The organism is Caldicellulosiruptor kronotskyensis 2002 (assembly GCF_000166775.1).
GTDB classification, from domain to species: domain Bacteria; phylum Bacillota; class Thermoanaerobacteria; order Caldicellulosiruptorales; family Caldicellulosiruptoraceae; genus Caldicellulosiruptor; species Caldicellulosiruptor kronotskyensis.
In genome coordinates this window covers 1,905,746-1,929,143 of the sequence record NC_014720.1, presented here as the reverse complement: position 1 = coordinate 1,929,143, position 23,398 = coordinate 1,905,746, and the positions used below count along the sequence as shown (strand labels likewise).

Annotated in this window: 19 protein-coding genes and 2 pseudogenes; all 21 read left to right on the top strand. The window is 30.0% G+C overall.

Features of this window, described 5'->3' with window-relative positions; all coding sequences use genetic code 11:
- Positions 1 to 26: 26 nt before the first annotated feature.
- The 21 genes and pseudogenes from tyrS (at position 27) to CALKRO_RS08815 (ending at position 23,316) form a co-directional block, all read left to right on the top strand.
- On the top strand, positions 27 to 1,217 hold the full coding sequence (gene tyrS / locus CALKRO_RS08910; RefSeq protein ID WP_013430705.1) for a tyrosine--tRNA ligase: 1,191 nt from the start codon (positions 27 to 29) through the stop codon (positions 1,215 to 1,217).
- Between the two features lie 330 nt (positions 1,218 to 1,547).
- Positions 1,548 to 2,348, top strand: a complete 801-nt coding sequence (locus CALKRO_RS08905) for a hypothetical protein (RefSeq protein ID WP_013430704.1) — start codon at positions 1,548 to 1,550, stop codon at positions 2,346 to 2,348.
- Positions 2,349 to 2,391: 43 nt separating this feature from the next.
- Positions 2,392 to 2,751 carry a hypothetical protein gene (locus tag CALKRO_RS08900; protein ID WP_013430703.1) on the top strand — a complete coding sequence of 120 codons (360 nt, stop codon included), beginning with the start codon at positions 2,392 to 2,394 and terminating at the stop codon, positions 2,749 to 2,751.
- 516 nt (positions 2,752 to 3,267) lie between these two features.
- Positions 3,268 to 4,335, top strand: a complete 1,068-nt coding sequence (locus CALKRO_RS08895) for an amidase domain-containing protein (RefSeq protein WP_013430702.1) — start codon at positions 3,268 to 3,270, stop codon at positions 4,333 to 4,335.
- Between the two features lie 37 nt (positions 4,336 to 4,372).
- Complete coding sequence (locus CALKRO_RS08890; RefSeq protein ID WP_013430701.1) at positions 4,373 to 5,128, top strand: hypothetical protein; 756 nt, start codon at positions 4,373 to 4,375, stop codon at positions 5,126 to 5,128.
- Between the two features lie 179 nt (positions 5,129 to 5,307).
- On the top strand, positions 5,308 to 8,388 hold the full coding sequence (locus tag CALKRO_RS08885; protein WP_013430700.1) for an MMPL family transporter: 3,081 nt from the start codon (positions 5,308 to 5,310) through the stop codon (positions 8,386 to 8,388).
- A gap of 450 nt (positions 8,389 to 8,838) precedes the next feature.
- Positions 8,839 to 9,015: pseudogene (locus tag CALKRO_RS13545) on the top strand (IS481 family transposase); the annotation flags it as partial.
- A 292-nt stretch (positions 9,016 to 9,307) separates the two neighbouring features.
- Complete coding sequence (locus tag CALKRO_RS08880; protein WP_013430696.1) at positions 9,308 to 9,691, top strand: lasso peptide biosynthesis B2 protein; 384 nt, start codon at positions 9,308 to 9,310, stop codon at positions 9,689 to 9,691.
- Between the two features lie 18 nt (positions 9,692 to 9,709).
- A complete protein-coding gene (locus tag CALKRO_RS08875) occupies positions 9,710 to 9,985 on the top strand; it encodes a PqqD family protein (RefSeq protein ID WP_013430695.1) in 276 nt (91 codons plus the stop codon).
- A 17-nt stretch (positions 9,986 to 10,002) separates the two neighbouring features.
- On the top strand, positions 10,003 to 11,052 hold the full coding sequence (locus CALKRO_RS08870; RefSeq protein ID WP_237699057.1) for a radical SAM/SPASM domain-containing protein: 1,050 nt from the start codon (positions 10,003 to 10,005) through the stop codon (positions 11,050 to 11,052).
- A gap of 53 nt (positions 11,053 to 11,105) precedes the next feature.
- Entirely contained in the window at positions 11,106 to 12,167 is a 1,062-nt protein-coding gene (locus tag CALKRO_RS13905; RefSeq protein ID WP_013430693.1) for a phosphoenolpyruvate carboxykinase (ATP), read from the top strand.
- Between the two features lie 44 nt (positions 12,168 to 12,211).
- On the top strand, positions 12,212 to 13,819 hold the full coding sequence (locus tag CALKRO_RS08860) for an ATP-binding cassette domain-containing protein (RefSeq protein WP_013430692.1): 1,608 nt from the start codon (positions 12,212 to 12,214) through the stop codon (positions 13,817 to 13,819).
- A 17-nt stretch (positions 13,820 to 13,836) separates the two neighbouring features.
- Positions 13,837 to 15,441 carry an ATP-binding cassette domain-containing protein gene (locus tag CALKRO_RS08855; RefSeq protein ID WP_013430691.1) on the top strand — a complete coding sequence of 535 codons (1,605 nt, stop codon included), beginning with the start codon at positions 13,837 to 13,839 and terminating at the stop codon, positions 15,439 to 15,441.
- A 29-nt stretch (positions 15,442 to 15,470) separates the two neighbouring features.
- Positions 15,471 to 17,087 carry a nucleotidyltransferase family protein gene (locus CALKRO_RS08850; protein ID WP_013430690.1) on the top strand — a complete coding sequence of 539 codons (1,617 nt, stop codon included), beginning with the start codon at positions 15,471 to 15,473 and terminating at the stop codon, positions 17,085 to 17,087.
- A gap of 272 nt (positions 17,088 to 17,359) precedes the next feature.
- Positions 17,360 to 18,570, top strand: a pseudogene (locus CALKRO_RS08845) (MMPL family transporter); the annotation flags it as partial.
- Positions 18,571 to 18,774: 204 nt separating this feature from the next.
- On the top strand, positions 18,775 to 19,137 hold the full coding sequence (locus CALKRO_RS13900; protein ID WP_237699056.1) for a hypothetical protein: 363 nt from the start codon (positions 18,775 to 18,777) through the stop codon (positions 19,135 to 19,137).
- 14 nt (positions 19,138 to 19,151) lie between these two features.
- A complete protein-coding gene (locus tag CALKRO_RS13895) occupies positions 19,152 to 19,646 on the top strand; it encodes a hypothetical protein (RefSeq protein ID WP_237699055.1) in 495 nt (164 codons plus the stop codon).
- A complete protein-coding gene (locus CALKRO_RS13890) occupies positions 19,636 to 19,881 on the top strand; it encodes a polymorphic toxin type 44 domain-containing protein (RefSeq protein ID WP_237699054.1) in 246 nt (81 codons plus the stop codon). The genes CALKRO_RS13895 and CALKRO_RS13890 overlap by 11 nt, the downstream gene beginning before the upstream one ends.
- Positions 19,865 to 20,332 (top strand): DUF5412 family protein, encoded by a 468-nt coding sequence (locus CALKRO_RS08825; RefSeq protein ID WP_011917022.1) that lies wholly within the window; start codon positions 19,865 to 19,867, stop codon positions 20,330 to 20,332. Before CALKRO_RS13890 ends, CALKRO_RS08825 begins: the two co-directional genes overlap by 17 nt.
- A 601-nt stretch (positions 20,333 to 20,933) precedes the next feature.
- Positions 20,934 to 22,133: a hypothetical protein gene (locus CALKRO_RS08820; RefSeq protein ID WP_013430688.1), complete on the top strand. Its 1,200-nt coding sequence runs from the start codon at positions 20,934 to 20,936 to the stop codon at positions 22,131 to 22,133.
- A gap of 100 nt (positions 22,134 to 22,233) precedes the next feature.
- Positions 22,234 to 23,316 carry a hypothetical protein gene (locus CALKRO_RS08815; RefSeq protein WP_013430687.1) on the top strand — a complete coding sequence of 361 codons (1,083 nt, stop codon included), beginning with the start codon at positions 22,234 to 22,236 and terminating at the stop codon, positions 23,314 to 23,316.
- Positions 23,317 to 23,398: the final 82 nt, after the last annotated feature.

Here is a 23,398-nt window from a genome sequence, read left to right as displayed (position 1 = left end):
CTACAGAAAGGGGAAGAAGCTTTAAGATGGATATCGAACATCAATTGAAGGTTTTTAAAAAAGGTGCTGCTGAGATAATTACAGAAGAGGAGCTTGTTGAAAAGCTAAAACAGGATAGACCATTAAACATAAAACTTGGTCTTGACCCGAACGTGCCAGACGTTCATCTTGGGCATGCTGTTGTTTTAAGGAAACTTAAACAGCTTCAGGACCTTGGACACAATATAATCTTGATAATTGGTGATTTTACTGCAATGATTGGTGACCCGACAGGAAAGTCGGAGACAAGAAAACAGCTTACAAAAGAAGAGGTCCAAAAAAATGCAGAGCCTTTCAAACAGCAGATTTTAAAGATTCTTGACCCGCAAAAGACCACAATAAGATATAACAGTGAATGGCTTGAACCCATGAACTTTTTAGATGTAATAAACCTTGCATCAAAATACACAGTTGCAAGAATGCTTGAAAGGGAAACTTTCAGACAGAGAATGGAAAAGAACCTTCCACTTTCTATCCATGAATTTTTCTATCCACTTATGCAAGGTTATGACTCTGTTGTGATTGAAGCTGATGTTGAGCTTGGTGCAACCGAGCAAAAATTCAATATATTGATGGGAAGGACGCTGCAAAAGGAGTATGGATGCAAAACAATCCAAGTTGCACTTTTGATGCCCATCTTGGTTGGAACAGACGGAGTCAACAAGATGAGCAAAAGCCTTGGAAACTATATTGGAATAAACGAACCGCCAAATGTAATGTATGGGAAAGTGATGTCAATCCCTGATGAGATTATGATTTCGTACTATGAACTGACAACCGATTTAGAGCCTGAAGAGATTGAGGAGATAAAAAGAAAGCTTGAAGAAGGAACTTTGCATCCAAGGGATGCAAAGATGAGACTTGCAAGAGAGATAGTAAAGCTTTACCATGGCGAGGAGGCGGCGCTGAAAGCTGAAGAGGAATTTATAAAAGTGTTCCAGAAAAAAGACATACCAGATAACATTCCAGAGGTTGAGCTTGAGAGCTCCAAGGTTTACCTGCCAAGGTTTATGGTAGAAAATAAACTATGTTCATCTACAAGTGAGGGAATGAGGCTTATAAAAAGCGGTGCTGTTAAACTCAACGGTGAGAAGGTAAATGACCTTGACATTGAACTTCAAAACGGAGATGTCTTACAAGTTGGGAAACTCAAATTTGTGAAGATAAAGCTTTTGTAAAGGGTTTTTCCTTTGCAAAAGCTTTTTATTTTGCATAAAACAGTGGTTGTATTTTTGTTGCAATATTACAAGCACTCTAAATAAAAATTTGGGCAGTTTGCATATTGTTATTGTTATTGTTGTTGTGATATAGTAAAAGTAAATAAATAGTTAAAAAAGTAACATTGTTATAAAAAGTTTTAATTTGAACTAAAGAAAAAGTGTTGCCTGTGGTAATTAAAATTATTATTTTTGCCCTTTGTAGCCTATAGAAGTTATAAGGATTTTGTTATTGGTTATGTAGATAAAAAAAGAATTATAGTGTAAAAAATAGAAAGGAGATTTGGGGATATGAGAAAAGGCATCTTAAGACTTACAAGTATGATAGCTGTAATACTTGTATTAGTAGGAGTTTTTTGTACAGGAACTTTAGCAAATGTAGCAGATGATTTAAGAGCACAACAAGTTATTAATATTACCCAGAACTATGGCAATGTAATTTTAGGTAGTTCAGATAGCAGTTCTGAAATTAGAGAAATTCAAACTAATAAAGGCGAAGAGAAAATATTAGGAAACACATTACCAAATTATGTAATATTAAATTGGGTTGCAACAGAAGATTCGATTATTTTCGATATAACAAATTTAGGAATAGATTCAGTAGACTTGGTATATGGTACTATAGATACTGGGAACATGAAGAAAAGCTTCCAATTTTCTAATGTTGGGATTGGGAAGAACAAATACACTGTAAGTGGAGTTCCGCTTTTAACTTGTGAAGAAAAAATTAAAATAACATGGTATGCTAAAGATGGGGGAGAAACTTTTGGAAGTGCCACATCAACAGGAAGTCGTCAAATTCCCCAGAGTTTACTTAATCTATGGGGACCAGGAAGTTTTGGTTCAAGAGCTGAGTGTTTAAATTATCATTTCAAAACACACGGTAAAGAAGTAGCAGCATCAAATATATGTGAGTATGTAAGAAAGGCTGATGAATTTAGGAAAAGAGTTATTGAATTGAAATTAACGCCACAAAAACTTGTTGATGGTAAAACTCCTAATGTGTACAGATTCAGATACAATGGGTATTATTTAGATGCAGTATGCGTGAACTTAGTTCCAACCGGGGATTTAATTAGTTTTGGTAAATAATAAAGTTGTGTTAATTTATTACATTATGGAGGTGTTTTTATAAATGTACAAAGGTACAATGTGTGAATTTGGTATTATTGACGAGATAGATAGAAACAAATATTATGGTGAGTATGAGCCTGAAAAGTATGATTGTATATATGTGGATAGTGATATTGTATTGGACTGGTGGGAGATGGGGCTGAGGAGAGTAAAAACCTATGTTGGAGGAGGTTTTGATAAAGAGTTTTATGGTATAGACGTAAATGGAGTCACATTGATACCGCCCGAGTCTCTTCCTGAATTAGAGAAAGTAGTAGAAAGTGACCCGAGGACAAAAGAAGACCAAAGTCTTAAGGAACTTTTGAAGAAGATTAAAAAAGCAAAAGAGGAGAATAAATATATGATTTGTTTTGGAGTGTAAATTTTGAAATTGACATTTAAAAGCTTTGATGCCATACAGCTAAAAGACAAAATTTGTAAAGCCAAAACTAAAGCTTTTGTGAAGGTAAAACCTTCGCAAAAGCTTTTTGTTTTTGTAAGGCTATAAAGCCGAAATTGAGGATATTTAAAATAAGTGGCAATTTTAATTAATGGTAGGTTCAAATTTTTATATCAAATTCTCCTTTTAGTTCAATTATATAGCTTCCACTGCAGATGATTTATCATTTTAAGTATAATCATATATTTATAACTCTAAGATATGCAATATATACAGAATGAGCATTTTAATTTATTATAGTTTTACAAATACCAAAATTAAAATTTAGGCAGTTTGTATATTGTTGTTGTTGTTGTTGTTGTTGTGCTAAAGTAAAAGTAAACAAATTACTCAAGAGGTGAGTTTGGTTATGTAAAGTTCAATTTTGTGCCAAAGAAAAATTTTTTAACTTACAATCACAAATTGAAAATACAAAAGAGTGAGAGGGGTGTTTATTTGATGAAAAGGGTTTTAAAATGCTTCTCTAAATTTTTAATGTTTTTAATTGTATTTACATTAACAATTTGGTATAATGAGATTGCAAAAGCAGGGGAGGTATATGAACAAGAGAACAACAACAGCTTTTCAACAGCAAATACAATTAATTTTGGAGATTTTGTAAAAGGATTAATATATCAATCTACTAATCCATCGCAAGACAAAGATTATTTTAAGATTTATTTTAGAGCAGGGGACATAGTAGCAATAAGTTTTATTAATGCGCATGAGCTTGTAGATTACAACATATATTTATACAATTCATCACAGAATTTAGTAGCATCATCTACGAATCCAAAAGGTAAGAATGAATTTATTCAGTACACAGTTCCAAGTAGTGGGAATTATTATATTTTAGTATCAAGTGCGTATGGACATTCAGGTTCTCATTATTATTCTCTTCAATTAATGAGGTCATCATATAATTCGGGTAATACGAATACGAGCTACAACAGGACAGCAGCAAAGAATTATGCTATAGACAATGCAACGTATAAGAATAGTTATACATGCAGGGGTATTACGTTTGCTAATTTTGCGAACTATGGAGGAGATTGCACAAATTTTGCTTCACAGGTGCTGTTTGCGGGGTATATGGATATGATATATTCTACATCTTCGGGGATAGAAGGTAATGTTAACTACTGGTTTTACCGGACATCAACAAACCGAACTACAACGTGGACGGGTGCGAATTATTTTAGGCAGCACTGGGGCAATTTAGATGGTGCCGGAAGAAACAGAGCGTATCAGATGAGAATATATCCTGTATGGTATGCATTGGAGAGATATAGCAGTGTAGTATTAGGGTTTTTAAAAGAGGGGGATATTGTTCAACATGTACGATATGATAACTGCGAAGCTTATCATTCACAGGTAATAGTTAGTAAGACAGCAACAGATCTTTTGTACGCACAACATTCCACTACACCAGAGTATTTCTATTCTGGTAGGAGTTTTCGCGAGTACTTAAATAAAGACACATTACCCATGAACTGGGTAATCTTATATAGGATAAGTTCAAATTAGCAAGAGAGGTTAAAAGAAGAAGAGAGGGGAGATATAAATGAGGCGAAAAGTGATTATATTGGTGTTGGTATGCACATTTATATTTGCTGGTTGTGCAGGTATAGGTTGTGCGATATATAGAGGGAAGGCAGGTACAGGCAAAGGTGTTGATGCAGGAGCTCAGAAGGTGGTATTGGCATCAGAACAGGCGGAGAGAGAGGGGAATATAACAGATGTCAATCAAGATAACCAGAATTTAACTGAGAATCAGCAAAAAGAAGATGTTGATACTGCAGTATACAGTGACCCTACAGACAGATTTACTGATAAGCGTATAAAAGAACTGTATGGTATTATATTGGTTTCAAGTTCTGCTTTAGCTGATTTTTATTATTCTGATTCTTGGAAGAGAACCTCTAAAGATATAGCAGAACATCCAGAAAAATATAGTGAGTTGTATATTCTTGAATGGAAAAGTAGAGAAGAGCTTGCAATGGAAGCGATAAAGGTGTATGAGGGCTTGTTGAAGGAACTGAGGGAAAATCCACAAAATTGGAGAGAAGTGTGGAAAAGATATAAAGAGTTTACACTCGACATTAGACCGAAGTTATTGAATGTGCAATATGACTGGAAGATAAAAGAGAAATGGTTTTTTAACACTGAAGAGGGGAAGATACATGCGAAAAGGAATGATATAGACAGGGGAGATGTTGAGCAGTGGAAGAAGGATTATGAGATAATGCTGGAGAAGTCGAGGAAAGAGACTGAGGAGTCTTTGAAAAGTTTTGCTGAAGAAGCTGGAATAGAGTATTGATTGGCGATGTAATTTTTTGCAGGTTGGTAAACTCAAGTTTGTAAAGATAAAGCTTTTGTGAAGGCAAAGACCTTCACAAAAGCTTTTTATTTAATTTTTAAATTGACTTTTAGTCATTGACGTTTGGCCAGTGCATATGTTAAAATAGGCTGTGTAAAATTTTAAAAGAGGTGAGGTGTGTGAGAGTAATTTTAAAGCGTCCGTGGCTGAGCACTATTATATGGGCTATTTTAACAGTAATATTTGTAGTTACTATGCCAGATATAAATAAAATAGTGCGACTCAAAGGTGAACCTAAAATTGGTCAGGAATACCCATCTCAAGTTGCAGCAGCGTTAGAAAAAGAATATCAGGGAGTACCAAAGGATAAAAAGCTTTCAACAGTAGCAATTGTATTTTATGACAAAAATGGTCTTTCAGATGAAGACATTGTGGCAATTAAAAAGATAATTTATGGACTTAACAGTAACAGAGAAAAATACAACATTGAAAATATTTCAACTCATTTCAAGAATCCTGAGCTAAAAAACTACTACGTATCAGGCAACAACAAGGTTATCCTTGCAAGCATTCAGGCAGACAAGTCAAAGAGAGAAATTATTGAGATAAGAGACGATATTTATAAGTTTATAGATTCTGTTAGAAAACCAAAGAGTTTAGAAGTGTATCTGACAGGTGGAGATTTAATTACCCAAGACTTTGTAAAGGCTTCAGAAGATGGTGTTAAAAAGACCGATGTCATCACAATTGTATTTATAATCATTGTGTTGGTCCTTGTTTTCCGCTCGCCTGTCACTCCAATTGTTTCACTTTTAACAGTTGGTGTTTCGTTTTTAATCTCACTTAGCATAGTTGGGCACTTAGCAGATAAGTTTAATTTTCCAATCAATACTTTTACAAGAACATTTATAGTTGTATCCCTATTTGGAATTGGGACGGATTATAATCTATTGATTATTTCAAGGTTCAGAGAAGAGCTTGCAAATGGGAAAGATGTTGATGATGCAATAATAACAACGTTTAAAACAGCAGGAAAAACAGTGGTATTTAGCTGTCTTGCGGTTTTTACAGGTTTTGCGGCTTTTGCGGCAGCGTCTTTTAACTTTTTCAGGGCAATGTCAGCAATTGCAGTAAGTGTGCTTGTGCTTTTACTTGTGCTTTTGACACTGGTTCCTGCTGTACTCAAAATTTTTGGTAAAAATCTTCTCTGGCCATTTAATAAAGAAATACAGCACACCCATAGCAGACTCTGGGAAGCTGCTGCAAGACTTTCAACTAAATATCCTTATGTGGTGTTGACAACAGTTATTTTAATCTTGATACCTTTTCTCTTATCAGTGAGAGGCGATTTATCATTTAACACACTAAACGAACTTTCTGAAAAATACAAATCTGTGAAGGGATTTAACATAATTTCAAAAAACTTCAGTAGCGGTAAGACATTTCCTGTTACCATTTATTTGAAATCTAATAAGAGTTTAGCAACTTCTGACGCATTATCTGACATTGAAAAAATAACTGAGATATTGAGTAAGCAAAAAGGTATAAAAGATGTGTATTCAGTCACAAGACCTGAAGGGCAGATTATAAAACAATTTAGTTTGTCAAACCAAGCAAATACTGTTATAAAAGGTATTGATAGTTTGAGAAATGGTCTTTTGAAAGTTAACAATGCAATTGAGACTATAAACAAAAATTTAAATATGTCAACAAAAGAATTTGATGTTCAAAAACTTGTAACTGGCATTTCACAGCTTGAAAATGGTGTATATGAATTGAAAATTTCTTTAGAAAAACTAAACAGTGGATTTGAACAGGGGTTAAATGGTTCTAAGAAGATATATGATGGTCTTAATAAGCTTTCAATTGGAAGCAGCAAGCTGTCTGAAGGCTTTAAAGAATTCTATTTTGAGTATACAAGGTCAATAAATAAGGTAAAAAGTGAATTACAGGGATTTGATGTAAATCAAATTGAACTTTTATTGACAGGTATTAATACTGCTAATAACAATTTAAAAGCACTTTCAAATAAGTATCCGGAAATCTCAAGGGATATCAATTATATTACGGCATCTGAGATTTTATCAAAAATTGAAACTGAAGCAAATAAGTTTGCTCCAAAGTTAAAAGAGTTTTCTTCTGAATATGAAAAGATTTCAGCCCAGATAAATGAAGCTGACAAAGCTCTGAAGCTTATTTCAAATTCTATTAATAGCATAGCTTCAGCTTCAAAACAGCTTGCTGATGCTCAAGGGAAGGTTCTAAGTGGCTACTATCAAATTGACAAAGGTCAAAAACAAATAATCTCAGGTGTAAAACTTATGTATTCAAAACTTCAGGAATTTGAGAAACAAAAAGAACAGATTCTAAAAAAAGTTGATGAACTTCAGACAGGGTTTACAAGCTTAAAATCAGCTCTTTTACAGATTTCTGATGCACTTAACAAGATGGCAAATTCTATGCAGAGTATGAAGAGTTATTTTGAAGGATACAAAACAACAAACATCTTTTACGTCCCACCAGAAGCTATAAAAAGCAGTAGCTTCAAAAAGGCTTTAGATTCATATATGAACAAAGATAGAACAATAACAAAGATAATCTTGATTCTTGACACAAATCCGTATACAAACAAGGCAATTGATATTGTTGATAATGTGGAAAAGGTTTTAAATAACTCTTTAGAGTTTATAAACACAAAGTTTGTGTCGGTAGGAGTTGGTGGGATATCATCTTCAAACCATGATTTGAAGAGCATTTATTTTAAAGATTTTAAGACTTTGAGACTAATAATGATAATAAGCATCTTTATTCTCATGTTCCTAATTTCAAGGTCAATCTTTAATGCTGCAATAATGGTGGTGATAGTTTTTGTCGACTACTACCTTGCACTCTCTATAACAGAGATGATTTTCAAAGGAATATTCAAGTACGAAGCACTCAACTGGGCAGTGCCATTTTTCACCTTTGTTGTGTTCTTAGCTCTTGGAATAGACTACAGTGTATTCTTGCTGATAAGGTTTTATGAATATAAAGACTTAGAGATGAACGAAGCACTCAGGCTCACTTCAGCAAACATTGGTCATGTTGTAACATCAGCAGTGATAATTTTAGCCGGCACATTTGCGGCAATGCTGCCATCTGGGATTTTGACACTCATGCAGGTTTCCATCTGTGTTGTGATAGGCCTTGTTCTGCTTGCATTTTTCCTGCTGCCATTTTTGTACAATACTTTGATGAGGATAAAAAGGGATATAGTTTAAAAATGCTTTTAAAAAGCAATTTAGATAGCTGCCTCCAGAGAAGGGGGCAGCTTTTTGTTTGTGAAAAAACAAGAGAGAATTTAAGAAATTTAGAGATATTAAAAGAAAGAGGGAGCTGATAGCTAAAAATTGCATGAAATTAAACTAAAAAAAAAAAAAAACGAAGTTTGACAGGATAAAAATTAATAAAGTAAAATTGAGGTGAAAATTCCAAGGAGAATATTAATAAATATAGCAATTTACATATTGCCTCTCGTAAATGAGATAGTTTATATGCAAATAGGATGGTATACCAGAGAATATAAAAAAGAAAATATTAAAACATGCTTAATATATAATTATTGAGGTTCAATTTTATCTTACAAAAGAATGATTTGACACTTGGTAATCTAAACTATTACATAAAACGCTCATAATGAGCGTTTTATAACATTACAAAATATTCTAACAAGAGGGATGAATGTGAGAACACCATTTGAAAAGTTCAAAGGCTCTAAAACTCTGGTTTCCTCCCATGTGTTTCAATTTCCTACTTTACTCCTTGAGGATATACTAAAAAAGGTTGGTATTTTTTACTCTCTGTTTTGTAATAAATTAGGTGGTAAATATGTCTTCAACACGTGCTAAACAAGATATAGTGACAGAGGGGCTAGATTTTTTGAAATTAGCAAAGAGCTTGATAACGCTCATTTTGAGCGTTTATGCAAAAGGTTAAAAATTAATATAGTAAGAAGGAGGTGAAAGAATGAGTAAAAAAATATATGTAAAGCCTGAAATAATAGAAATTGGTAATCTTGAAACAGTAGTATTAAGTGGAGGCAGAAGTAGTAGTCGTTGTAGAACGTGGTGCAGATGAATGTCTTGAAACAACTAAAGAGCCGGGGGAGTCCCTCGGCTCTAAAGAAAGGTGAAATTAATTATGATTATGGGAATATTTTATATTTTAGTATTATATAAGTTTGCAAATTTGCAAAAGGTAGTAGAATACATAAAGAGAAAATCTAAAAAAAATAAGGAATTAACAGATATTATCCAAGTAGCAGAAAAATGTTGTAAAATTATAGATAATAATTTTATATTTGAAAAATTGAAGTTAACATGTTTAAAACGGTCATTGATTTTATTCTATTTATGTAGTAATTACAAAGGAAAAGTATCCTTAGTAATTGGTTTTCGGTGCGAAAAAACAGAAAATCATAAAAAAATTTTAGGGCATGCTTGGATAGAAATTGATGACATACCTATGTTTGAAAGAGGAAATGTTCAGCAAATTTATAAGAAAGCATACATTTATACAATATAGTAGAAGGAGTGCTGTTAAATGAAAAAAGAGCATATAGTTCCTGCTCCAGATATTGGTTATGCAAAGATTGACGACTTAATTGTTGTATACTCATTAAAAAATGAAAATTATTGTATATTCAATGAAACTGCTACTTTTATATGGGAGTGTTTAGTAAATGGTATAACTGATCCTGAAGAAATAGCAACGAATTTAGCAAATAGTTTTGATTGCTCAATTGAAACAGCATTAAATGATGTTAACGAGTTTATAAATGAGTTAATTGAAAAAAAGTTAGTACTTGAGAACAATTAATGGAGGTTGACAAAATAGTGAATGTTTATAGAATTTTAAGCAAGATAATAGAAGATAATTACCCAGTTGAAATTGTTTGTGAGATAACAAGAAAATGTACTTGGGATTGCAGATTTTGCTATATTGAGAAGCATGAAGAAGGTGAATTAAAGACAGATGAGTATTTTAATATTTTAGATGAATTATCTTCTATGGGAACTTTTGTTGTTACAATAACAGGCGGGGAACCGTTATTGAGAAATGATATATTTGATATTGCTAATTATGCAAGAAAAAAAGGAATGGGGTTGATATTGTATACAAATGGGGAATTAATTCAAGATAGTGTGGTTGCAAAGGACATAACTAGACTATTTGGGAAGATTGAAATTAGTATTCATGCTGGTGAACCGTCGATTCATGATTTTCTTGTAAGAAAAGAGGGGGCATGGGAAAAAGCATTAAATGCTGTATATCTTTTAAAGATATATAATGCTAATTTAGTCATTAAAACAGTAGTTACAAAACAAGGATTACCTTCTTTAAAGAAGTTAGAAGAAATAGTTTCTAAATTAAATGTTGAATGGTTTGCTGATGTAGAAATTGCCCCAACTTATAGTGGAGATTATTTCAAGAGGAGTATGTATATGCTTAATTTTGATGAAGTAAAAACGTTCAGAAGCATGTTTGAAAAGTTTTCTAGAACAATCAAGGAAAATTCCTCTAAAAAAAGAATAACATGCAAAGCGGGAAGAAGTTCGTTTTTTATAGATTATAAAGGATATGTATATCCTTGTCCGGAGTTTGTAATTGATAAAGAACACTATATCAAAAACGTAGATAATTTAAAGGAAAAATCGTTCAAAGAAATAATTAATGGAAATACTTTAATAGAGGAGATAAGAAAAGTCAAAGATCATGCATTTCAAAAATGTTTAAGATGTGAATTATTGCATGATTGTGTTGTATGTATAGCAAAAAACTATAAATATTGGAATGATATAACATATCCATCTCCGCTTGTATGTATTCAAACGTTGTTTAATAATATCTATAGAGATAAACTTACTCCGTTTTTATTTAGATAATCCTATAAATTTAATAATTTAAACTAAATTATTATAAAGAGGTGAACTGTAATTTGAAAAATAGCAAATCATCAATTACAATTAAAAGATTTAAATTACCAGTTTTGGATTTAATTATAAGGTGTGATGACATAAATTTAATTGAGAGATTTTGTAAATTTATGGATTATAAAAATGTGTTACAAAAAAATGAAAGAACTTTATTAATAGATATAAGAACAAAATTTAAAATACAAAATAACTTCAATGAATTCGTATCAAAATTAAAGAATTACAATAAAACTTTGAATGTTACTTATATACCGGAATTATATCATTTCGAAAACAATAAATTTAGAATAATAGTGCAAAGAGAAAAAGATGTAATTCTTTCTTGCTTAGTATATAGTTATGAAAATCGATATTTAAAAGTATTTTTAAATCAAAATAGTCCAGCTTCAATTACTTGTTGTGAATCAATAATTGAATTTTATATTGCTAGTTCACTGTATTCTCATTTTAGTTTACCTTTGCACGCTTCTGCTGTAAAAATAGGCGATAAAGGTATAATTTTTGTAGGTGAAAGTGAAGTAGGGAAGTCAACCTTGGCGTTGCAATTAATATATGAGGGAGGTAAATTGTTATCAAATGATCTTATTTGCTTAATAATATCAAATGATATAACTGGATATTGTATTGATGAAAGCATAGGATTGAGGGTTGATAGAAATAATAAGTTATTGTATAATTATTGGTCTTTGTTAACGAATAATCATAAACCATTATATTGTGATAATTGTCAAACATATTATAAAGCAAGAGAGGTTTTGGGAGATAAATTTATTGCTTTTTCAAAGATTGATTATGTTATATTTGTAGAAAAAGTGCCAATAAGTGAACCGAAAATAAAAAGATTAAATAGGAAAGAAGCGTTATATTTTTTTTTGAAGAATAAAATTAATCCTAACAAACGAATTGTTGATTTGTACATTCCACTTGAGTTATTTGAGAAGCTTTCTAATAAATGTACCTATTACAGATTACTTTTGCCAGATTGGAATTTAGAAGAAAAGGTGATTGATTCAAAAGTAACATGTAATTGGTTATTAGATAATTTATATAACAATACAGAGTAGAATTATTGAATAAGCTTATATTTATTGGGGAAGGGTGCAAAAGGATGAATTTTAAATACTATGTAAAAATAGTATTGTTATTACCTACTATTTTCATTGTTTTTATAAATTTAATTGAGGGTATCATAAACATATATATTTCTAATACCTTTGCTAAATTATTTTCATTAGCTATCCAAAAAGATATGGAGGTTTTTATATGTAATGTAGTTACCTTTCTTTTAATTTATCTTATTATTATTTCTGGCAAATTATTTTTTTCATTGTTAATTGAATTTTTTAAAGAGAATAGAATTATTGAACTAAAGAAAAAGTTATTTATGTTGTTTTTGAATAACAAATATTCATTAATAGAAAAATATGGACAAGGTGAGATTTTAAATAGATTAGAGCAGGACTTTAATGATATAGTAAAGTGTTTTTATGTTCATTATTCTTCAGTTTTTTCAGCCTTAATATGTTTAGCAGGTTATTTTATTTTTTTGGGTCTAAAAAATTTTTCTCTTTCAGTTATTTTTTTTGGTCTTTGGATTTTACCTATATTTCCACTGTTTTTTACAATAAAATATATGAATAAAATAGTTGAGGAAAGTCATCGTGCAGATGATGAGTTAACAGGTTTTATTAAACAGTCTTTTGAAGGAATTGAAGTAATAAAAGCATATAATCTTTATGAATGGGCCTCTTTAAGATTTCTTTCCTTGGAAGAAGTCAGTAAAAAATGTGCAAATGAAATGGAAAAAGTAGGAACAATTGAAGATATACTTTACAACTTATGCAACAATATAGCAAAATTTGGTACATATATCATGTTAGGTTTATTTTTATATAAAAAATTAATAACTCCTGATTTGGTTGTAGTGTTTATATCACTTTTTCCTATTGTAATTGATAATTTTAAAGTAGCAGCAAAAGGTTTTCAAAATTTGAGGGTTGAAAAAAGTTCTTTTGAAAGAATTAGTGAAATACTAAATTTTGATATAGAAAATCAATATGGGAATATGATACAAATAAATGAAATTGAAAATATTGTGTTTAAAAATGTTTCGTTTTCCTATGAAAATTCTAAGAGTATCTTCAACAAAATAAATTTTCGTATCAACAAAGGAGATAAGATATTGATTATGGGTTCTAATGGAAGTGGAAAAACTACTCTTTTGAAGCTTATAATGGGGCTTTATGAATCTTTTAAAGGTGATATTCTTATTAATGGTGTACCACTTTCAAAAGTAGATTTTAAGAGTTTCAGTAAACACATTTCATTTATTCCCCAAAATTTTACTTTCTTTACACAGGATATAGATAATAACCTCAATATGGTGATTCAAGACAATTTGGAAGATAGAAAAAGAAGTTTACTGCACTTGTTTGGTTTGGATGATATTTTATCAAAAAAAATTAATCAACTTTCAGATGGGCAAAAACAGAAAATATCAATAATAAGAGGGTTGTTGAAAAAGTCTTCAATCTTAATAATTGATGAACCGACTAATTATCTTGATACTAAAAGTATAGAAATTTTGAAAGATATTCTTTGTAAAAGTGAAAAAACAATAATAATTGTTTCACATAATATTGAATTGACAAGTTGTGTAAATAGAATTTGGAGAATCGAAAACCAATCAGTAAACGAAATTGCTGAAATTTATTAACAGTGAGGTAGTATTTTATGGTGATTAAAGAAAAAAATAAATTAGTTAAAGATTTTTTGGTTAAATATTGGTATGTATTGTTGTGTGATATAATTATTTTCTCTCTACAAAATATTGTAGACATATATTTGGTATCAAAATTAGGAGTTTATATGGATGCAGCATTAAAAAGAGATTTTTATTTATTGAAAAACAACATAATTAATCTTCTATTTATTCTGTGTATTGTTATTTTTGTTTTGCCGTGCATATCTTCTATATATAGAGCTTTATTGTTTGGGAAGGTAGTAGTCCTACACGATACTAATATCTACAAAAAATTTTTGTGTCAAAAGCTTTTGAAATTAAGTAAATTGACAGTTGGTGAAGTGCTGACAAGATTTAATGATGATATAAGATTATTTAGATTTGCAATTTTGGATGTTGTTGAAATTTTATTTTCTTGTATATTCATACTTTACGTACTATATGTAATGATAAAAATAGAAATTTTTTATTCAATATTATCTTTTATATTAGTTTTACTTCCTATAATAGTTCCTCTAATCACAAAAAAACAAAACCAGAGAATTACAAAATATGGTCAGGAGAGGAAAGATGAATTAAGAGAATTAGAAAATCAAGTTGTTCAAAGTTTTATGTATATCAAAGTTCATTCATTAGAAAAGGAAATAGAGGAAATGATAAAAAAGTGCTACCAAGACTTTATTGAAAAGTATGTAAAAGAGAAGATCAAAACTTCAGTTATTTTAAAGACAATGGATGATACTTTCTCTCAGATTTCAATGCTATTTATGTATATTTTGGGCAGTTATTTTATGTTAAGAAATAAAATTTCCTTGGGAGATTTTATAAAAATAGCTGGATATTCAATTTTGATAAAGGGAATGATAAATTACATCATTAATACGATTAACCAGTTTTATAAACTTAAAATATTCTCAAAGAGGATATTAGATTTAATAAACTCTCCAGAAAGACATGGAGGAAAAGTACTAACAAAGGATATAGAAATTGTAGAGATAAAAAATATAGGATATAGGTTTGATAAAGATTATATTTTCAAGAATATTTCTCTTGACATAAAAAAAGGAGATAAAGTAGCAATAATAGGTGAAAATGGGTCTGGAAAGACTACTTTTTTAAAAATTCTTTTGGGTTTCTATGAGGACTATGAAGGTGAAATTTACATTAATGGGATTGAACTCAAGGAAATAAATTTAGAGAGTTTAAGAGAAAGTATTGGGTATTGTTCTCAACAGCCATTTATATTTAACTTTTCAGTGGAAGATAATATCAAGATGGTGAAATTCAACAAAGAAATAAATACTTTAGAGAGCGTTATGAAAAAACTAATGTTGGAAGAAATAAAAGACAAACGTGCGGGTGATAATGGAATTTATTTATCAGGTGGGCAAAAACAACGAATTTCTCTTGGGAGAGCAATGCTCAAAGGGAGGCAATTTTATTTGTTTGACGAAGTAACTGCAAATTTAGATGAAGAGGGGAAAAAAGTTATTTCCAGTCTGCTAGAAGATCCAAACACTACTATTATTATGGTTACTCATGAAAGGAACTTATTGAGATATTTTAATAAAATTTATCAAATCGATTTCAATTAAATTTTATTTTAGGAGGAGAATGGTATATAATGAAAGTATATGAGGTTTTATATAATTACTTGATAAATTATATAAAAGATGAGAGTCTTCTATATAAATTTGCTGAAAGTTACGAACTAGATAGAGTATTATTTTCAAAATATAATTTAGATGACGAAATCTTAAATAGAACAACCGCAAAAATAAAATTTCAAAAATTTATCAATGATATTATATTTAACGAGATGTTAAATATAAATGAAATTTGTTCGAAGATAAAAGTTTTGTTTTTGAAAGGTATTTTACTAAGCTATGATTTATATAAATACCCAGAAATTAGAAAAACAAGTGATATAGATATTTTAGTTACTTGTGACGATTTACCAGTATTATTAGACCATTTAGGTAAGTTAGGATATAAAGATGAAAAAGGATTACATGTAGGTGATAATTTAATTAACGTTTATGATTTAAAACTACGAGGACATAATCATTTACCTTCTATGAACAAACAATTAATTATTGGGAGTATGCTAGTTAATGTTCCGATAGAAGTTCATTTAAAATTTACATGTAACTGGGATGATGAAAATGAGTTTATAAAACAATTGATAAATAAAGCAGAACAATATAAAGTTAAAGGGAAAATTTTCTATCGGTTAGATGTTAACAATAATTTTTTATATTTATTATATCATTTTTCAAAGGATTTTATCTTGGATTATTATTCTATGTTAACAGAAGGGAAGGAGCCATACTTAAGATTATTACTACTTATAGATATTTTACTTTTTGAGAATAAGTATAGAAATAAGATTGTTTGGGAGGAGATATTAAAAAATGCCGAAAAACTAAATATAGTAGGTGAAGTTCTATTTGCATTAAAGTTAATTTCAGAAATATTTCCTAAAGGAATGTATCAAAAATATATAGTTGAACTCCAAAATGTCTATCATAACTCTCTTCATAATGTAAAAGAAGGTTTTAGAAAAAAAGTTATTAAAGAGTTATTGAAATATAATGCTTCAAAGCTTATTTTTAGTAACAAAGCAGACATAATAAAAACAGCTATTTTTAAATTGAGAGAAGATATATTTCTTATTTGCCCATATAAAATTAGAAAATCTTGCGAAAATATATTATTTTATAATTTGAAATGTTGTTTGTTAAATACAGAAACATATGAAAGGAATGAAATAATTTTAAATGGAGAAAATATTTCTATTGGAGTTAGCTGGGACTATAGTTTTTTCATTATTGTAATAAAATTACCATCATCAGAATTAGAGCATTGGTATAAAAAAGATATGGAAATTATTTTAAGTTTTTACAATTATCAAATATTAAAGATGATAGATATTAAAATCAAAGATGTTAGTGGGGAGAAAAGAATAATTGAAGGTGAGTATAATGTTAATCAAGATAAGATGTTAGAAAATATACTTGATAAAGTACAAATAACAAAAAACGATGATAGCTTTTTACTTCAGCTAAAAATTCCTTGGAATGTTATATTAATTAATCCAAAACAGGGCAACAGATTTTTATTTGATATTCAAGTTAATGAAAAAGTAGATAAAAATATTGATAAAATAAATTATTTGGGTTGTTGGTTTTTAGCAATAAATGATCCTACAACAATGGCAGAAGTAATATTAGTTAAATAAAGATTTGTTTTGTTATATCTATGAATTAGAGCGATGAATTAGATTGATAGAACGATGACGAAATATCAATAGTAGACTCAATTTTTATAGAAGTTAGATTTATTTTTTTGCGCAAGGGTATATTTATTGTTGGTTCAATGTTGGGTAAAATAGATAATAACAAAGCATTACCGGTAATATAAAATGTGCATTTTCAGCAAAGAAAGTAGTTTTATTTAAAAACAAAAGAAAGTTGAAAGCATCCATAAATTTATGTAAATTTTGCAAGCGAAAAGTGTATCAATTATATTATGGCTGCAGAGATTCTATCGAAGATTGAAAGTGAAAGCAGCAAACTTGCCCTTAAGCTAAAAGAATTTTCATCTGAATGTGAAAGGATTTCATTACAAATTTCAGAGGCAGATAATTCTTTAAAACTTTATCTCAAATTCGATTGACAGTATTGCTGTAGCTACCAAACATCTTGCAGATGCTCAAGGAAAAGTTGTAAGTGGTTATAACAAAATTGACAAGGGGCAAAAGCAAATAATCTCAGGTGTAAATCTTATGTATTCAAAAATTCAGGAGTTTGACAAACAAAAAGAACAGATTGTAAAAAATGGATGAACTTCAGACAGGGTTTACAAGCTTAAAATCAGCGCTTTTGCAGATTTCTGATGCACTTAACAAGATGGCAAATTCTATGCAGAGTATGAAGAGTTATTTTGAAGGATACAAAACAACAAACATCTTTTATGTTACACCAGAGGCTATAAAAAGCAGTAGCTTCAGAAAGGCTTTAGATTCATATATGAACAAAGATAGAACAATAACAAAGATAATCTTGATTCTTGACACAAATCCGTACACAAACAAGGCAATTGACATTGTTGCTAATGTGGAAAAAGTTTTAAATAACTCTTTAGAATTTGTATATACCAAGTTTATATCAATAGGAGTTGGAGGAATATCATCTTCAAACAATGATTTGAGAAGCATTTATTTTAAGGATTTCAAGACTTTAAGACTAATAATGATAATAAGCATTTTGATACTCATGTTCATTATTTCAAGGTCAATCTTCAATGCAGCTGTGATGGTAGTAATAGTTTTTGTCGACTACTACCTTGCACTCTCTATAACAGAGATGATTTTCAAAGGAATATTCAAGTACGAAGCACTCAATTGGGCAGTGCCATTTTTCACATTTGTTGTGTTTTTAGCTCTGGGTATAGACTACAGTGTATTTTTGTTGATAAGGTTTTATGAATATAGAAATTTAGAGCTTTCTGAAGCACTAAAGTTTACCTCAGCAAACATTGGTCATGTTGTAACATCAGCGGTGATAATTTTAGCCGGCACATTTGCGGCAATGCTGCCATCTGGGATTTTGACATTAATGCAGGTTTCCATCTGCGTTGTGATAGGCCTTGTTTTGCTTGCATTTTTCCTGCTGCCATTTTTGTACAATACTTTGATGAGGATAAAAAGGGATATAGTTTAAAAATGCTTTTAAAAAGCAATTTAGATAGCTGCCTCCAGAGAAGGGGGCAGCTTTTTGTTTGCGAAAAGACATGAGAAAATTTAAGGAATTTAGAGATATTTGAAGAAAGAAGGAGCTAATAGCTAAAAATTGCTTAAAATTAGCCTAAAAAAGAAAAAAACAAGTTTGAAAAAGTAAAATTACTAATGTAGAATTAAAAGAGAAATGCCAAGGAGAATATTAATAAATATAGCAATTTGCACATTGCCTCTCGCAAATGAGATAGTTTATATGCAAATAGGATGGTATGCCAGGGAATATAAAAAGAATATATTGCAACATGTTTATGTTTGTTACCATTATTTGTCTATTTGTTTATTATACTTAAAAGATTTCAAGTTACAATGGCATCAACTTTTCATGGGCGCTCATGAGAGGATGCAAAATAAAATAGGTAGGAGGAATGGGAATATGAAAAGCAGTAAAAAGAAGTTAGCTTTTTTAAGTATCATGACGATTTTTGTATTTATATTTAATGTATTTAACTTCTCTTTGTCATATGCTGAAGATGAAAAATATATAAGATAGTTGGCAACTATACATTGCAAGATAGTAAATTGATAGAAAGTTTGCTCAACATTAATAGTCTTGTGCTAAAAAGTCCCAAAAATTATTTAAGGATTAATGATGATGGAAGTATTACTGTCAATGAATCAATAAAAGATATAGTCAAAGATGATAATTTAATATTGAAGTATAAAGAATGCATAAAATACCTTAACTTAGCTATAGAGGAAGGAATTATAGAAGTAAAAGATGATTTTAGTATACAGCTTTCAAAAAATATACAACTAAAAAATAAAAGTGAAAAAAGCGATAAAAATTCAATTGTTATTCAGCGTGATCCAGATGAGCCAGAGCGTGTATATTTGATAGAAATGTGCAGAGCTAATGTAAATGAATTGAACTGTATTTATTTATCAACATTAATTATTAGTGGAAATGCTGCCTTAGCGTATTCTGCAAAAGTTGCATATTGGACATCTAAAGTAAGAGAAGGTGGTGATTGGGATTACAAAAGAATATATGGTATATAAAATCGTTGTTGATGGTAAGATAGAGTATATACATGGAGAAGATATTGGTAATATTCATTATGGATATACAGGTAGATCATTACCTCTTCCAGCAGAAGTTTTATGTGCAGCTGCTGGACTTGTTCAAATAATATCTGGAACATGGGATATTTCTTACTATAAAAGCTATTTTGATGATCCGAAAGATCAAGAAGCAATTAGGAAAGGGATATCATGGTATGAGCAAGGTTTATAAATCTAATGGTTCAGCTGAAGTAAACAATGGTTCTTTTAAAAGAATATTAATCAAATTACTGAAAACAATATTAATGCTTATATTATTATTTTCTTTTTTTGTCTACTGGCTATTTTTTGATATAAACAGACTTCCGCATGGCGAATTTTTAAGTGAATCTTTATCCCCTGATGGAAAATATAAAATTAAATTTTACTTAATCAATGGTGGTGCAACAACAGCATATGGAGTTAGAGGAGAGCTGTGTTATAAAAATGGCTTAAAAATTAGAAACATATACTGGAACTACCCGGAAGATAAAGCTGATGTTAAATGGATAAATAATCATGTAGTTATAATTAATGGTCACAGATTAGACATTTTTAAAGACTCTTTTGATTTTAGAAAAGAATCTTTAAAAAGGCTGATAGAAAAACTTCGAAGTAAAAAACAAAAATTTCACGGTAAGTGATTAAGGCGGTGATGTTTTTGTATTGTTGCCGTGTGAAAAGAATGTATATGTATTAAAAGTCGATTCATGGATGACAAGTGAGCAGTATATCAAATATAAATAATCATTGAGAAGTAATGAAAATTTAATTGAAAACAAGAACTATGCTACACAGTTTAAAGAGCAAACTACTAAATATAGTATAGGTACTTCTGGTCTGACAAGAGACCAAATAATGTCTATTGCTTACCAGTACAATAATTACAAATGGTATTGTTTGAAATAAAATTATGATGGTACAAAGGTAGCAAATCCTAATTTGTAGCGAAGACCAGGTTATGGTCAAGTTATTCATCGCGCGCGAAGTAAGTCTGATGTAGAAAGTTCATATGGTGCATACAAATGTCCTTTTGTAAGTAATTAAGTATATTTTTATTGATTGCATTATGCGTGATAGTGATGCCTCTCTTGTGGTTGTATATCTAATTGACCATAAGAGAGGATTTTCATATTTCTTAACTTTAAATTTGTTAGGTTTACGATGTTTAAAAACGTCTATTGCAAATGTGTTAAATAAAATTTTGATAATTTTATAACAAAATAAGAAAAAGGATGTGAGTACATGAAGTCATATAATAAAGTTACTATGAAAAAGTTTCTTTTTGCTGGACTGACATTATTTGCAATAGTTTTAATAGAATTTGTATATGCATATTTTCTTCAATCAGACATTGAAAAAATAGGATATGTAAGAGTATTTAATAACAAAAATCAAGATTTATTGTATGGTAGAGAGTTTGAGGGAAGACTTGTTGACGGCAGGAGAGATGATAAATTATTATTCAAATTTAGAACAACAGATACTGAGATTGACAAGAATTTTACACTTTTTCCACGTCGATTTTTTGCATGGGGAAAGAATTATGTAGCTTATACACAAAATCTCAAAGAAGTAATCCTGATTGATTATCAGACTGGGAAAGAAGTTTATAGGCAAAGACTGAATGAGAGAGTTGAGTATATTAATGTAGATAAGGAAAAAGAAGAGTTTTTAGTAGCTACTGAAAAAGCACTGTATATATTGAAATATCAGAATGAACGAGAAAACGAGAAAAAATTTCCGTTCATATTGGAACGTGTAGCAGAAGGTAAATTTTGGTGTCCTTCAATTTCAAATGATTCAAGATATATAGTATGTGGTGAAATAGAGAGTAATAAAGTTTCTGCAATGTCGCTTGTTTTGATTGATTTGTTGAGTAATACAAAGAAAAAGCTTATCTCTGAAAAAATAAATAATTTACCTTTAACACAAGATTATAGATTGATATTTTCTACTGCTATAAGCAACGATAATAAGTGGGTTGTAATTAGCACCTCCTCATCGGCGTCTCCACCATATGTATATCTAATGGCTGTAAACTTAAAAAGCGGAACTGTAAGAGAATTTTCTGAAATTACAGGTTTATGCAACTCACCAGGTTTCTTTATTTCAAATGATAAATACATGTTTGCACAGGGAGAACCAGAATATCAAGAATTTGGGGATTATTCTTCTATTATTGACCCGTTTAGATCAAAACCGGTTATTCTTGACCTTAATACTGGAAAGTTGGAGATTGTTAACGATGTGCCCAAAGACATTAATGCCTATTGGCCGATATATGGAAATGATAAAGCAATTTATTTTATTGACAGAAACTATCAGTCATTTGTACCTAATAAAATTTTTGATACCAATATTTATAGACTAAAAAATAAAAAGGTTGAGCTATTATTTCAAATAAAGGGCGGTATTGTGAGTTATGATGTTATTTCAAAATGAAGTTTTTATTTTAGTCCAACGGCGTTCACCTTTTCATGAGCGCTCATGAAGGCACGTAAAATAAATTTAAATTACAAAGGATTTTTAGGGGAAAAATAGAATGGCCTATTCAAAGTTAAAAATAGATGTAATAAGGATAATAGCAATTTTATTGCTACTATCCTTATCTTTAGGAATTTATAATAAAGCAGAAGCCGGTAAAGAAGAGGTAGTGGAAAAGTTACTTGTCTCAGTATATGATAAAAATGGAAAGACTCATATGTGGAAGGTTATACCTAAAAAGAAAAAGGAAGAACTAATTCTTAAAAACAGGGAAGTCATGACCTTTGGTGATATTTCCACAAATGAAGAATGGCTTGCGTATGATGATGCAATTGGAACTGGGCCTTGGGAGTTGTTTGTGAAGAATTTAAAAAATCGAAAAGTATTTCAAGTTACTAATAATGATCAAGCTGGAGAAATAGATATTGAAATTCTCAGTGAAAAACCTTTGAAAATATGTGTATCAAGAGGTGGATTGAGTTCTCCAATACCAAGAATATGGATTTTTGATGTTGAAATGAAAAAAGCTCAAATGGTAAAACCTATAAATTCTGATATGGTATTTGATAGCATTGAAGTAATTGATAGTAATCATATTTTGACTATCACGTATTCATCTAAGGATGAGAAAAAGATGTATGAGGATAATTCCTCTGTTGATTCAATAAAACATACTTTTTACATCATTGATTTAAAAAATCAAAAATATACGAAAATTACTGAACTCAAAGCGGGGTCAATTGGAGCTTTAAGTTTTGTACCAAAGAGTAATATTATTACTTTTAGTGCAACCAATATTTATCTAAACTCTACCAGAAAAAAGGGAGAAACGGGCATATACAAGTTAGATCTAAAGTCAAAAGTAATAGTGCCAATACTAACTGAAAGTATGCTAAAAAAAATAAAAGATACACCTGTTGAGGAGTTTGCCTCTCCGATAGAAGGTTATTTAAGTAATGATGGGAAAAAACTCTGGTTTATCGGTATTCCTAAAGATGCAAAGAGAATGATGTTTGGTGAAGGGATTGAAGCTTATCCAAGCGCTGTTTTTGAATATGATTTAAAAGAGAAAAAGGTGCGAAAGATATTTGAAAAAAAGAATACTTTTATAACAAGCATGACAGTTTCATATGGGAAATAAAAAGAGTGTTAAATTTAATTACTGTATCAAAGTATTAAATAAACAAACACTTTGTATTGCAAGAAAGGGGCTATCAAATTAT